At 67.1% G+C, this 13,804-nt stretch carries 11 protein-coding genes; 3 read left to right on the top strand and 8 right to left on the bottom strand.

What is annotated here, in order from left to right:
• Positions 1 to 269 precede the first annotated feature (269 nt).
• Positions 270 to 1,682, top strand: a complete 1,413-nt coding sequence (locus ACRB8A_RS06125; protein ID WP_050687851.1) for an MFS transporter — start codon at positions 270 to 272, stop codon at positions 1,680 to 1,682.
• 58 nt (positions 1,683 to 1,740) lie between these two features.
• Here ACRB8A_RS06125 and ACRB8A_RS06130 read toward each other — a convergent pair whose 3' ends face one another.
• The 6 genes from ACRB8A_RS06130 to ACRB8A_RS06155 form a co-directional block, all read right to left on the bottom strand.
• The gene (locus tag ACRB8A_RS06130) at positions 1,741 to 2,478 is read right to left on the bottom strand and encodes a glutamine amidotransferase (RefSeq protein ID WP_432245833.1); all 738 of its coding nucleotides are present in this window, start codon (positions 2,476 to 2,478) and stop codon (positions 1,741 to 1,743) included.
• 4 nt (positions 2,479 to 2,482) lie between these two features.
• A complete protein-coding gene (locus tag ACRB8A_RS06135) occupies positions 2,483 to 2,923 on the bottom strand; it encodes a YybH family protein (RefSeq protein WP_056598037.1) in 441 nt (146 codons plus the stop codon).
• Between the two features lie 18 nt (positions 2,924 to 2,941).
• Entirely contained in the window at positions 2,942 to 4,753 is a 1,812-nt protein-coding gene (locus ACRB8A_RS06140) for an acetyl/propionyl/methylcrotonyl-CoA carboxylase subunit alpha (RefSeq protein ID WP_056598040.1), read from the bottom strand.
• A 129-nt stretch (positions 4,754 to 4,882) separates the two neighbouring features.
• Positions 4,883 to 5,527 (bottom strand): Maf family protein, encoded by a 645-nt coding sequence (locus tag ACRB8A_RS06145; RefSeq protein ID WP_285240939.1) that lies wholly within the window; start codon positions 5,525 to 5,527, stop codon positions 4,883 to 4,885.
• Between the two features lie 9 nt (positions 5,528 to 5,536).
• Positions 5,537 to 8,062: an MMPL family transporter gene (locus ACRB8A_RS06150; RefSeq protein ID WP_432245834.1), complete on the bottom strand. Its 2,526-nt coding sequence runs from the start codon at positions 8,060 to 8,062 to the stop codon at positions 5,537 to 5,539.
• A gap of 17 nt (positions 8,063 to 8,079) precedes the next feature.
• Complete coding sequence (locus ACRB8A_RS06155) at positions 8,080 to 8,763, bottom strand: TetR/AcrR family transcriptional regulator (RefSeq protein WP_050687860.1); 684 nt, start codon at positions 8,761 to 8,763, stop codon at positions 8,080 to 8,082.
• A gap of 169 nt (positions 8,764 to 8,932) precedes the next feature.
• Between ACRB8A_RS06155 and ACRB8A_RS06160 the strand changes: the two genes are divergently transcribed.
• Positions 8,933 to 9,523 carry a hypothetical protein gene (locus tag ACRB8A_RS06160; RefSeq protein WP_056598046.1) on the top strand — a complete coding sequence of 197 codons (591 nt, stop codon included), beginning with the start codon at positions 8,933 to 8,935 and terminating at the stop codon, positions 9,521 to 9,523.
• Between the two features lie 84 nt (positions 9,524 to 9,607).
• On the opposite strand, the gene ACRB8A_RS06165 is transcribed toward ACRB8A_RS06160, so the two are convergent.
• Positions 9,608 to 11,047 carry a dicarboxylate/amino acid:cation symporter gene (locus ACRB8A_RS06165; protein ID WP_050687858.1) on the bottom strand — a complete coding sequence of 480 codons (1,440 nt, stop codon included), beginning with the start codon at positions 11,045 to 11,047 and terminating at the stop codon, positions 9,608 to 9,610.
• Between the two features lie 180 nt (positions 11,048 to 11,227).
• On the opposite strand from ACRB8A_RS06165, the gene ACRB8A_RS06170 reads away from it, so the two are divergent.
• A complete protein-coding gene (locus tag ACRB8A_RS06170; protein WP_285240937.1) occupies positions 11,228 to 12,112 on the top strand; it encodes an aromatic alcohol reductase in 885 nt (294 codons plus the stop codon).
• 35 nt (positions 12,113 to 12,147) lie between these two features.
• Here the strand turns inward: ACRB8A_RS06170 and ACRB8A_RS06175 are convergent, their stop codons facing one another.
• Positions 12,148 to 13,779, bottom strand: coding sequence for a DUF222 domain-containing protein (locus ACRB8A_RS06175; protein WP_432245835.1), 1,632 nt, complete (start codon positions 13,777 to 13,779; stop codon positions 12,148 to 12,150).
• Positions 13,780 to 13,804: the final 25 nt, after the last annotated feature.

Here is a 13,804-nt window from a genome sequence, read left to right on the forward strand (position 1 = left end):
CCTCCTTCGGGGGATGTTGTTCCTCCAAGGTAGGTAAGGCGCGTTTCGCGGACCGACCCGCTTTGTTAACGCGCTGTGACATTTGCCTATCGGGCCCCCTGGGGCAGCGTTAGGCGAAGGCCGAAGCGCGGGAAATGAGACACATCCCACACGTCCGCATTGTGGACCTTTCGTCCATTGACTGGACTGGGGGAACTAATATTGAACTCTGATTATTTCGAGCCGGGCCAGTCCGATGTTTCCGGCCGCTCCTGATGAAAGCGTTTACTATGTCTTCCACCGATACCTCCACGGTGCCGGGCCAGCCGCAGCCGGTGAATTCCCGTGGCCGCGTAATCGTGGCCAGCCTGATTGGCACCACAGTCGAGTTCTACGACTTCTACGTGTACGCCACCGCCGCGGTGCTCGTTTTCCCGCAGCTGTTCTTCCCCAACCAGAACGAAACCACCCAGCTGCTCAGCTCCTTCGCAGTTTTCGGCGTGGCTTTTGTGGCCCGCCCGCTCGGTTCAATCGTCTTTGGGCACTTCGGTGACAAGTTCGGCCGCAAGGGCACCCTGGTGGCCTCTCTGCTGACCATGGGCATTGCCACGTTCCTGATCGGCTGCCTGCCCACAGCGAAAGTGGAGGGCTGGGAGTTCTGGGCCCCCGCCCTGCTGGTGGTGATGCGCTTTGCGCAGGGCCTTGCACTCGGCGGCGAATGGAGCGGAGCTGCCCTCCTGGCCACCGAGAACGCCCCGGCCAACAAACGAGCCATCTACGGGACGTTCCCGCAGCTGGGTGCCCCCATCGGGTTCATTATCGCCAACGTCATCTTCCTGGTGGCCAGCTACACTCTGACCCCGCAGGCCTTTATGGACTGGGGCTGGCGTGTGCCGTTCCTGCTCAGCGCCGTGATGGTCATCATCGGCCTGTACGTCCGGCTCAAACTGATCGAAACCCCGGCGTTCACCAAGGTGCTCGAATCCAATGAAGTGGCCAAGCTGCCGCTGGCCCGCGTCTTCAACACCAGCTGGCGTCCGCTGATCCTGGGCACGTTCATCATGCTCGCCACTTACGTGCTCTTCTATCTGATGACCACATTCACCCTGACCTACGGCACCCGCGCCAGCAGCCTGGATGCGGCCAAGGCCGCAGCGGAGAAGGCCGGCAAGCCGATGACCGAGGCCGCGGCCGCAGCCTTTGTTCCCGGCCTGGGGTTCACCCGCAACGACTTCCTCTGGATGCTCATTGCCGGCGTGGTGTTCTTCGGTATCTTCACCCTGGTCTCCGGCCCCCTGGCAGAGAAGTACGGCCGCCGCAAAATGCTGCTGGCCGTTACCGGCGGCATCCTGGTCTTCGGCCTGCTTTTCGTCCCGCTGTTCAGCGGCGGGTTCGTGGGCACCATGGCGTTGCTGGTCATCGGCTTCTCCCTGATGGGCCTCACCTTTGGCCCCATGGGCGCGCTGCTGCCCGAACTGTTCCCCACCAACGTGCGGTACACCGGTTCAGCTGTCAGCTACAACGTCTCCAGCATCCTCGGCGCAGCGGTGGCACCGTTCATCGCCGTGGCACTGTGGGAGCTGGCTGACGGCAGCCCGGTCCTGGTGGGTGTCTACCTCAGCGTGATGGCCGTCCTGACGCTCATCGCCCTGTTTGTGAGCAAGGAAACCCGCGACCTGGACTACGAAAACAACGTGGCCTGACCTGCGCGGCAGCCTGCGGAAATGCCCGGCGCGGTCCTTTGGGACCGGCCGGGCATTTTTATGCCCCGGTGGCGTAACGGGCCACGAAGTTCCGCAGCACCCCCATCGGCTCGGTGACCGTAAACCGGCGGGCGTTGGCCATCAGCTCGCCGGCCGAGTCCGGCGGGAAGTAACCGGCGTTCCGGTAGATGTCGATCCTGGTGACCAGCCCGTCCACGTCGAGCTCGGGATGGAACTGCGTGGCGTAAAGGTTGGTGCGGATCCGGAACATGTGCACAGGGCACGTTGCGGAGCTGGCCAGCAGCACTGCGTGCGGCGGCAGGGTGGTGCAGGCCTCCTTGTGCCCGGTGAAGGCCGTGAAGGTCCCGGGCATGCCGGCCAGGAGCGGATCTGCCAGGCCGGCTTCGGTGAGTTTGATCTCCACCCCGCCCAGCGGCTCGCCGTACGTCCTGTCGATGACGGCACCCTGGTGCCGGCCCAGCGTCCCCACCCCGTAGCAGGCGCCCAGGAACGGAAAGTCCCGGGCCACCAGCTCATCCAGGAGTTGCGCCAGTTCGCTTTCCACCCGGTGCTGGACCGCTGACTTCTGCGTGTCCGGATCGCTGGAGGTGAACGGGCTGCCGCCCACAATCACCCCGGAATAGCCGGCCAGGTCCAGCTCCGGCAGGTGAGCGGCTTCCATCCTGACGCGGTGCAGCTGGTGGGGTTCGAGCCCGCCGTACTTCAGGTAGGCGGCGTACTCGTCATCGGCGGCGGCGTCCTCGGCCCGGGACGCGAGCAGCAGGAAGGGCAGCATTGGCTCAGCTGTGGGCGGGCTGCGCCAGGGAGCGGCGGGCCTGCGGACGGGCTGCGGGGTCGGCGTGGCGGTGCAGCAGCTTCCAGTAGCCCTCTTCGCGGCGGAAGATGCTGGTGACGCGGAGCGCGAATTCCTCGGGGGCTGCGGCGCCGTCCAGGCGGGCGCGGAAGTGCTCGGTCTCCAACAGGTAAGCGGTATCCCGCGCCGTGTAGGAGGTGATGGTGTCAAAACCAAGCATCTCGCCGTCCTGGAACTGCCGGGCGGCCTGGTCCAGCCGGGCCTCCACCTGGGCCCAGCCCCTGGCGATGCCGCCGAACGGGTTGGCCAGGGTGACGTCGTCCAGGCGTGAGTACAGCTCCTTCAGCGGGGCAGGATCGCCCTGCGTGATTCCCGGCACCGCCAGGTGGTAGCGGGCAACTTCTTCTTCAAAACTGGGTGCAAGCATGGTGCCTTCCGGGGCCCGTCAGTCTTCGATGGTGGCGATGACGGCGCCGGCGGCAACCGTTTCGCCGGCAGCAGCGGTGAGGCCGGTGATGGTGCCCGCGCGGTGGGCAGTGAGGGGCTGCTCCATTTTCATCGCTTCCAGGACAACCACCAGGTCACCTTCGGCAACAACGTCGCCTTCAGCCACTGCCACCTTCACGATGGTCCCCTGCATGGGCGAGGTCAGGGCGTTGCCGCCTGCTGCCACGGCGCCGCCGCCGGAACGGGACCGTTTTTTGGCCTTGGCGGGTTTGGCGGTGCCGCCGCCGGAACCGATGGAACCCAGGGACGCGGGCAGGACCACCTCAAGGCGCTTGCCACCCACCTCAACCACCACGCGCTGCCGTTCGCCGGCGTCGGGCGTTTCCGTCTCCGTGCCGGTGGGGGTCCAGGCGGGAATGTCGTTGACAAACGCCGTTTCGATCCAGCGGGTGTGGACCTTGAACGGACCCTCCGCGGGTGCGAAGTCCGGGTTGGTCACAACGGCAAGGTCGAAGGGGATCACGGTGGGAATGCCTTCCACCACCATCTCGGACAGGGCCCGGCGCGAGCGCTGCAGGGCCTGGGCGCGGGTGGCGCCCGTGACTACGAGCTTTGAGAGCATGGAGTCGAAGTTGCCGCTGATCGCGTCGCCCTGTTCCACGCCGGAATCAACCCTGACACCGGGACCGGTGGGGTTCACCAGGCGGGTGATGGTGCCGGGGGCGGGCATGAAGTTGCGGCCCGGGTCCTCGCCGGTGATCCGGAACTCGATGGAGTGGCCCCGGACCTCGGGGTCGCCGTAGCCGAGTTCCTCGCCACGGGCCAGCCGGAACTGCTCACGGACCAGGTCGATGCCGGTGACTTCCTCGGAAACGCAGTGCTCCACCTGGAGGCGGGTGTTGACCTCCAGGAAGGAGATGGTGCCATCCTGGCCCACCAGGAATTCGCAGGTGCCTGCCCCCAGGTAGCCGGCCTCTTTGAGGATGGCCTTGGACGACTCATAGAGGCGCTGGTTCTGCTCGTCCGTGAGGAACGGCGCGGGGGCCTCCTCCACGAGTTTCTGGTTCCGGCGCTGGAGGGAGCAGTCACGGGTGGAGACCACCACAACGTTGCCGTGGGCATCTGCCAGGCACTGGGTTTCCACGTGCCGGGGTGCGTCCAGGAAACGCTCGATGAAGCATTCGCCGCGGCCGAAGGCGGCGACGGCCTCACGGACCGCGGATTCGAAGAGCTCGGGGATTTCCTCGCGGGTGCGGGCCACCTTGATGCCGCGGCCGCCGCCGCCGAAGGCCGCCTTGATGGCAACGGGCAAACCGAACTTGTCTACGAACGCGAGGATTTCCTCGGCCGATTCCACCGGATCGGCGGTGCCGGGGACCTGCGGGGCGCCGACCTTTTCGGCGATGTGGCGGGCCTGGACCTTGTCGCCGAGGGCCGAAATCGCCTCGGGGGAAGGGCCGATCCAGGTGATGCCGGCCGCAATCACCTGGGCGGCGAAGGCGGCGTTTTCGGCGAGGAAGCCGTAGCCGGGGTGGATGGCGTCGGCACCGGAGGCCTTGGCGGCGTCGATGATCTTGTCCATCACCAGGTAGGACTCGGCGGCGGTGTTCCCGCCCAGTGCGAAGGCCTCGTCAGCAAGGCGGACATGCAGTGCATCACGGTCCGGATCGGCGTAGACGGCCACGGACGCGATGCCCTCATCGCGGGCTGCCCGGATGATGCGGACGGCGATTTCACCGCGGTTGGCGATCAGCACCTTGGTGATGGCTGACGGCGTGGGACCTGCGGACTGCTCGAAATTTGCTGACAAGGCGTCTCCTTCTTTCCTTCAGGGAGCCTAGCGCGGTTTTGGAGGTTCCGCCGATATTACTTGCGGATTCCGCGTGTAAAGTACCCAGCCTTTGTAGGGAAGCTACAAGACTGCCGGAAAACTTCCGGTTCAGGGGGCGGGCCACAGGTCGGTGATCCGCACCTGCGCGTGGGCCAGCAGGCCCCGCAGCGTGGACACGGACAGGCCAACGACGGCGTGCGGGTCGCCGTCAACCTTGCTGATGAAGGCCCCGCCCAGGCCGTCGATGGTGAAGGAACCGGCGCACAGGAGCGGCTCCCCGGTGGCGATGTACGCGTCAATCTCTTCAGGTTCCATGTCCAGGAAGGACACCCCTGCGGAGGCCACCGTTCCCAGGGTGGCCCCCGTCCCGGTCTCTGTGCCGTCGTCGGGATCGGTGTCCCGGCAGTCCACCAGCCAGTGGCCCGTGTGGAGGACGCCGGTGTTTCCGCTCATCCGCAGCATCCGTTCCCGCGCCACCTCGGCCGTGTAGGGCTTGCCGTGCGCCTCGCCGTCGAACTCGAAGACCGAATCGCAGCCCAGCACCAGGGCCCCGTCGGCCTCCGGGAGCGCTGCCACTGCCTCGGCTTTGGCGCGGGCCAGCAGCAGCGCTGTATCGTGCGGATCCGTGATCCCGTAGCGTGCCTGGACGGCGTCCTCGTCCACATCCGAGACCAGGACGGTGTGCCGGATGCCGGCCTCGGTGAGGAGTTTGGTGCGGGCGGGGGACTGGGAAGCCAGGATCAGACGGGTCACGGATTCAGCCTAGTGGACCGGTTCGGCCGTCCTGGCCGCAGTGTGCTCCAGCTTTTCCAGCTTGGCGCCTTCCACGTCCACGTCCGGCAGGATCCGGTCCAGCCACCGGGGCAGCCACCAGGTCTTTTCACCGAGGAGGTACATGATGGCCGGGACGATGGTCATCCGGACCACAAAGGCATCCAGCAGCACACCGAAGGCCATTGCGAAGCCCAGCGGCCGGACCATTGTCAGGTGGCTGAAGATGAAGCCGGCAAAGACGCTGACCATGATGATGGCTGCAGCGGTCACCACGGCTGCCGCGTGCCGGAAACCGATCCGGACGGCGGCCTTGGCCGGGGCGCCGTGCATGTAGGCCTCCCGCATGCCGGAGGCGATGAACACCTGGTAGTCCATGGCCAGGCCGAACAGGACGCCGATCAGGATGATCGGCAGGAAGCTCAGCACGGCGCCCGGGTTCGCAACGTCGAACACGCCACCCAGCCAGCCCCACTGGTAAACGGCCACCACGGCGCCGAACGCTGCGGCCAGCGACAGCAGGAACCCACCGGTGGCCAGGAGCGGCACCACGATGGAGCGGAACACCAGCAGGAGCAGGACCAGGGAGAGGCCGACGACGATCGCCAGGTAAGGGGGCAGCGCGTCGCCCAGCTTGGTGGAGACGTCCACGTTGCCTGCGGTCTGGCCGGTCAGGCCCATGGCCACCCCGTAGTCGGACTGGATCTCTTCATTCAGGCCGCGGAGTTCAGCCACCACCTGGACGGTGCTGGCGCTGGCCGGGCCTTCCCGGGGGATGACCTGGAAGACGGCGGTGCGGCGGTCCTCGCTCAGCGCGACGGGAACAGCGGCCACAACGTTGTCCACGGCGCGGAGCTTGTCCGCCACGTCGTACTGCAGGGTCTGGGCCTGTGCCTCGTCGAGGTTGTCCGGGAATTCGCCGACGGCCACGATGGGGCCCGTGACGCCTTCGCCGAAGCTGCGGGCGGTCAGGTCGTACGCCTGGTAAGCCTCGGAGTCCACGGGTTCGGAACCGCCGTCGGGCAGGGCCAGCTGAAGCTGGGTGGCAGGCAGGGCGAGGGTGCCCAGGAGGAGCACGCCGGCGACGAGGGCCAGGACGGGATGCTTGGTGACCAGCCCGCCCCAGCCGCGGGTGCTGCGTTCGCGGTCGGTGGCTTCGTCGGCGGCCTCGTGGCCGGGCTCGGCGTTGTGGGCTTCCGCTTTGGCCCAGGCGCGCCGGGAGATGATGCGGCGCCCGATCAGGGACAGCATGGCGGGGGTCAGGGTGATGGCCACCAGCACGGCCACCGCGACGGTGCCGGCTGCTGCCAGGCCCATCACGGTGAGGAACGGAAGGCCGGGAACCACCAGGGCGGCCAGGGCAATGATGACCGTCAGGCCTGCAAAGACCACGGCGTTGCCGGACGTGCCGGTGGCGCGGGCCACCGACTCACCGGGCTCCATGCCGGCCAGGAGCTGGGTACGGTGCCGGTTGACGATGAACAGTGAATAGTCGATGCCCACCGCCAGGCCCAGCATGAGGGCGAGCATGGGGGAGATGGAGCTCATGTCGAACAGGCCCGAGAGGGCGAACGTGATGCCGACGCCAACGCCGACGCCCATGATGGCCATCAGCAGGGGCAGGCCGGCGGCGATCAGGGTGCCCAGCATGATGATCAGCACCAGGGCGGCCACGGCGATGCCGATGATTTCCGCAGCGCCGAAGAGCTCGGAGATGTCCTCGGTGATTTCCTTGCTGGCGTAGGCGGTGACGCCGGCCTCCGAGGTTTCGTGGGCGATCTGCTGGACCTCTTCGCGGACGGCGGGGCTCAGGCCGTTGATGGAGGTGTTGAACTGCACCTGGGCCACGGCGGCGCGGCCGTCTTCGGAGACAAAGCGGATGGCTTCGGACGCTTCGGCCTGGCGCTCGCCGAGTGCAAGCTTGGCCTTGCTGGCCTCAAGCTCCTGGGTGCCGGCGTCGAGCTTGGCCTGGCCGTCTGCCAGTGCTGCCTTCTGCTGGCCCAGCCGGGCCTCGATGGTGGCAGCGTCAGCGCCGGCAGCGGTGAGCTGCTGTTCTGCTGCCGCCAGCTGTGCCTGGCCGGCCTGGAGCTCCGTGCGGGAGGCGTCCAGCTGGGCCTGGCCTGCTGCAAGCTGCTGCTCGCCGTCGGCAATGGCCTGCCCTGCCTGGTCCACCTGGGACTGGGTGGCGAACGGGTCCACGGTGCCGCGCACGTCAGGCAGCTCTTGGAGCTTCTTCAGCGCATCGGTGACAGCGGCCCGGCTGTCATCCGTAAAGCCGCCTTCCGGGGCTTCAAAAACGATTGTTGCCGTGCCGCCGGAGGCCGACGGCAGTTCCTTCTGGAGTTTGTCCGCGATGCGCTGGGTTTCAGTGCCGGGGATCTGGAAGTTGTTGGACAGCGTGCCGTGGAAAGCGGCTGCGGAACCGCCCACGGCCAGGAGCACGGCGATCCAGAGCGAGAGGACCAGCCAGCGGCGGCGGTACGAGAATTTGCCGAGGCGGTAGAGAAGCAGTGCCATGGTGGGGACCGATCTGATCAGGAGGAACGGGAAAAGGAGGGGAGGGTGGCAGCCGTCGGTGCGCCGGCGGTGAACCCGGAGTCCAGCAGGGCCATGGAATCAATGAGCAGTTGCCGAAGTTCGGCCAGGGAGGCCGGGGACAGGTCCTGGCCGCGCCGGCTGAACCACGCCTCCATGGCGGCCTTGCCGCAGGAGATCACCGAGCCGGCCAGCGCCCTGATGTACAGCTCGTCCGAGGCTGCCGGGGTGGCTGACAAGCGGTCCCGGGCCACGGCGAACACCTGTTCGCGGCAGTATTCCCAGGCTTCGAGCTCGGTGTGAGCCATCAGCGGGCTGGACTGGGTGAGCGAAAACAGTTCGGCCAGCGGTGCCACCGTCTGCGGATCCGCGAGGGCCATCAGTGCTGCCTGTGCGGATTTGAGAATCGGCTCGTCAGTGGGGCGGAGCTTCAGCTGCGAGATGGCGGACTCCAGGAAGCCATGCGAGATGGCGGCGAGGGCCGCGTCCGTGCTGCTGAAGTAGTTGAAGAAGGTACGCCGTGAAATGCCCGCCGCCGCGGCGATGTCCTCCACGGTGAAGTTGCCGGGGCCGGCGGAACGCAGGAGCCCCAGCGAGGCGTCGATGATGGCCTGGCGCGTGGCGGCCTTGTTCAGCTCGCGCCGGGTTGGGCCGGCCGCTGGTTCAGGCGGAACGGAAGGGATCACGGAATTACACTACGTGCAACTTTGCACTCTGCGCAACTTGCATTCACAGCAGAATGAAAGGTTCCCAACAGGCTCCCCTGAACCCCGCGGCGCAGGCTTGAACTGTCCCGGCAGGGATGGAAGTTCCAGCAGCCGTCAACGGACGGCGGATCCAGGAGACTCTTAAATGTCACGCACAAAGAAATTGACCCTCGGCCTGTCAGCCACGGCGTTGGCCCTTGCGGCCGGCATCGGAGTTGCCGGCATGGCCTCCGCCACCACAACACCCACACCGTCCCCAAGCGCCAGCTCCACCGCTCCTGCTGATGGCGGCACGGGCACCGATTCGGGCGCTCCTGGTGGAATGGGCAGGCATGGCGGTCACGGCGGGCCCGGCGGTGCAGGAGCATCAGCCTCTGCCTTGGCCGAAAAACTCGGCGTGGAGGAAGCCAAGGTCAGCGACGCCCTGCAGGCGTTCCGTGAGGCCAACAAGCCACAGAAGCCGGCTGACGGCACCAAGCCTGCGGAAGGGACCCGTCCCGATGAGTCAGCCCGGGATACTGCCCTGGCGAAATCGCTCGCCGAGGCCCTGGGCATCGACGAAGCCAAGGTCACTGCGGCGCTGTCGGAGCTCCGGACCGCCGCGCAGGCGGACCGGGCAGCGGCGTTGAAGACACGGCTGGACCAGGCCGTCACCGACGGCAAGCTCACCCAGGCCGAAGCGGATGCCGTCACCAAGGCTGTGGAGAGCGGCGTGATTGGCGGCGGCGGACGCTGATGGGCTGAAGGTTCCTTAACGAGGGACGTCCCCGGGATGATTCCCGGGGACGTCCTCGATCAGCACCGCAGTGGCACGCCGGTATCAGGCGCGGGCGTCCTGCAACTCGCGGGGAGTGGTGTCGGTGCTGGTGCCGTCCGTGGCGGCAGTGTCGTCGTCGTTGTTGTCATCGACGAACGGGGTGCCGTTACGCGGGGCGTTGTACAGGGACTCGTCCAGGATTCCCTGCCGCTTGGCCACAATGGTGGGGACCAGGGCCTGGCCCGCCACGTTGACGGCCGTGCGGCCCATGTCCAGGATGGGGTCGATGGCCAGGAGCAGGCCAACGCCTGCCAGCGGCAGGCCCAGGGTGGAGAGGGTCAGCGTGAGCATCACCACGGCGCCGGTGGTGCCGGCAGTGGCGGCGGACCCGAGCACGGAGACCAGTGCGATCAGCAGGTACTGGCTGAAGTCCAGCTGGACCCCGAAGAACTGGGCCACAAAGATGGCGGAGATGGCCGGGTAGATGGCTGCGCAGCCGTCCATCTTGGTGGTGGCGCCCAGCGGGACGGCAAAGGATGCGTAGGCGCGGGGGACACCCAGGCTGCGCTCGGTGACACGCTGCGTGAGCGGCAAGGTACCCACGGAGGACCGGGAAACGAAGGCCAGCTGCACGGCCGGCCAGACGCCGGAGAAGTACTGCTTGATGGACAGCCCGTGGCTGCGGACCAGGATGGGGTAGACCACAAAGAGCACCAGGGCCAGGCCCAGGTAGATGGCCACGGCAAACTTGCCCAGGGAACCGATGGTGTCCCAGCCATATACGGCGACGGCGTTGCCGATCAGGCCCACGGTGCCCAGCGGCGCAATGCGGATGATCCACCAGAGGACTTTCTGGATTACGGCCAGGGCGGAGGCGTTGAGGGCCAGGAACGGCTCGGCGGCCTTGCCGACCTTCAGGGCAGCCACACCGATGGCGATGGCGATCACCAGGATCTGCAGGACGTTGAAGCTTACGGATGTTGTCACCGCGCCGGACTCGGCCACGCTGGAGCTGGCGCCGAGGCCCAGGAAATTTTTGGGGAAGAGACCGGTGAGGAATGCCCACCAGTTACCAACTGATGAAGGAGCCTTGCCCTCGCCGGTGATCCCGGTGTTGGCGCCCGGCTGCAGCAGGACGCCAAGGCCGATGCCGATCAGCACGGCGATCAGGGACGTAATGGCGAACCACAGCAGCGTGTTCCATGCCAGCCGCGCAGCGTTGGAGACCTGGCGGAGGTTGGAGATGGAACTGACAACAGCAGTGAAAATCAGGGGGACAACGGCGGTCTGCAGCAGGGCCACATAGCTGGACCCAATGGTCTGCAGTGTGGCGCCGAGGCCGTTGGGGGCCTCCTTGGTGCTGCCGGTGTACTTGGCCAGCAGGCCGAGGCCCAGGCCAACAATCAGGGCGGCGATGATCTGGAAGCCGAACGATCCAGCCCACTTGGGAAGCTGGAAGCCGGTCTTTCCTGCGGAATCTGAGGGGCGGGTTTGAGTGCTCACTCGAATACGCTAGGCCCGGGTCCACTATCACGGCGAAAGCATGTTGAGAAATGTTACGTGGGTGGAAAGTCGATTTGCGTCGCCAGGGGCCTGGAACCGGCGTCAGTGCCGGGGATTGTGAAGTTATTCCCGTCTGGGGTGTAACAAAGGTCATGCAGCCGCGGGGTTAGTGTTGCCTCCATGTCACAAACCATTGTTGTTGCAGGCGCCACCGGAGACCTCGGCGGACGCATCATCCGCTCCCTGTTGGCCGAAGGCGCGGGCGTCCGCGCGCTGGTCCGGCCAGGTAAGGCAATCCCGGGGGTGCTGCAGGAGGCAGGCGTCAGCGTGGTGCAGGTGGATTATCTTGATGCATCAACGTTGAAGGATGCGCTCGCGGGCGCTGACGCAGTGGTCTCGGCGCTCAGCGGGCTGGCCCCGGTGATGCTGGAGACCCAGACCCGGCTGCTGATGGCGGCCGTGGCCGCGGGCGTCCCGCGGTTCATTCCCTCCGACTATGCGGTGGACTTCACCACCATCAAGGAAGGGTCCAACCGCAACCTGCAGTGGCGGCGCGAATTCCGGAAGATTGTGGATGCGGCACCCATCCGGGCCACGTCTGTGCTCAGCGGCGCTTTCGCCGACATGCTGACGGGGGTGGCGCCGCTGATCCTGTTCCGGCAAAAGCGCGTCCTCTTCTGGCGCGACGCGGACCAGCCGATGGCGTTCACCACCATGGACGATGTTGCCGGCTACACCGCCAAAGCGGCACTCGACCCGGAGGCGCCGCGGTTCCTGCGCATCGCCGGGGACACGGTCTCATCGCGGGAGCTGGCAGCGATCATGACGGACATCAGCGGCACGCCGTACAGGACGCTGTATGCCGGCAGCATCGGATCCCTGCGCCTGATGGCGCGGGTTGGCCGGATGCTGGCCAAACCTTCGACTGACCTTTACCCTGCCTGGCAGGGCATGCAGTACTTCGGCAACATGTTCAGCGGTGACGGGGCCTTCCACACCCTGGACAACGACCGTTACGGTTCCCGGCAGTGGACCTCCGCGCGGGAGGTACTCCGCGCCCGCTGACCAAGTCTTGCCTTGCTCTGCCTTTCGAAGCCTGTTCAGGCCACCTGACCGGCGCTTCGACGCCGCTGGAATCTTCGCCGGGCGAGCTGGCGGAGCGTGCGGGTGTTGGGTTCCGGTGCCTCGGGTCCGGGTCTGGCGGCCCGGCTTGCCGGCTGGGGCGGGCGCTGTGGTTTTCTGCTGCTGCTGATTGATGTGCCGGGCGGCGGGGGTGCGGTTGAGTGGTAGGTGTGGCCGGTGGGGGTGGTGAGTTGGGTGTGGTGCCTGGGTCGGCCTTGGGGTGGGGCGATGGGTGTGCTGGGTTTGGGTGGTGTGGTGGTGGTGTTCCAGCCGGGTTGTTCTTTGGTGTGGTTGCAGGCTTCGCAGAGTCCGGCGCCGTTCTCAACTGTGGTGGGTCCGCCGTTGTGCCAGGGCAGGACGTGGTCGTAGTGGCGGATGGGGGCGTCGCAGTAGGGGGTGCGGCAGGTGTCGTCGCGGACTTCGATAAGGCGGCGCAGGGCTGGTGGGAAGAGCCGGGCGGTGGAGTCCATGGCGATGATGTCTCCGGTGCTTGGGGCTGTGTAGAGCCGCCGGATCCAGGTCTTCAACTCTGCCGCGTCGGGGTTGCGGGTTTTTGTCCCGTGGCGGGCGAGGTGCCTGGCCCAGCCGGCGGGGATGGTTCCGTAGCCGGGGAGCCGGGCGGGTTCGCTGTCAGCCTGCAGGAGGCTCCGGTCGGTCATCACGAGGTTGATGGTGACCCCGGTGATTCCGCCGGGGGTACCGGTGATGCGTTCGACGAGGGTGTCGGCCATGATCTGGGCCCGGGTCCGCGGGTCACCACCGCTTTTGGTGGTGTCTGCCTGCTGGGTGAGGGCTTTGTAGGCGGCCACCCCTTCGGCCACGGGCAGGAGGGCGGTGAGGAGGGTCATGGTGTCCGGTGCGGGGCGGAGAGCGACGCGTCTGCCGTTGGCGGCGCGGGCGGCGCGTTGGGTGACGGAGAGCGGGTCGAGCCGGTACGCGGCGGCCCGGGCGGCGGTGGTGATGGTCCTGTTTCCGGCTCCGTCGAAGGTCCCGGTGTCCGGGGCGAGTTCTTCGTCGACGGCGGCCCGGTCCGCGGCGGTGAGGCAGGCTGTTTCCTTGGCGATCAGGGTGGCCCGCCATTCGCTGAGCTGGCCGGTATCCAGGGCGGTAAGGGTGTGCGGCATTTCCGTCACGAGTGCGCGGGCCAGCCCCAGGTAGCGGCTGCCCCGGGTGGGGGATTCGCGTCGGGCCAACGCGATCTGCGCCGCGACGCCTTGGCCCTGCTCTGCGGCGGGCACCCCGGCCCCGGCCTGGCGCTGCCGTTCGAGGTGGTCAAAGGCGATACTAAGGCGGGCCTGCGCCGCGGCCGCAGCGGATTTCAGGTCCTCCAACCCACGGATCTGGTCAATCAGGCCCGCACCCGTGGCCGCCGGACGCAAGGACCGCACCCCGGCCACCAAATCCTGCACCCCGGCGGCCAGGTCCTCCACCCCTGGCTCCCGCACCCGGAGTTCCTGCACCCCTGGCTCCCGCACCCGGAGTTCCTGCACCGCTGGCTCCTGCACCCCGGCTGCCAGGTCCTGCACCCCGGCCACCAGCACCCCGGCGAGGCTGAGGGCGGCGGTGCGTGCCGCCGTCGTCAGCTTCATTGGTTCCGGAAGGACCTCCATAGCCCAAGTATTCCAGCACCCTACG

It is taken from the genome of Arthrobacter sp. G.S.26 (assembly GCF_050847375.1).
GTDB lineage: Bacteria > Actinomycetota > Actinomycetes > Actinomycetales > Micrococcaceae > Arthrobacter.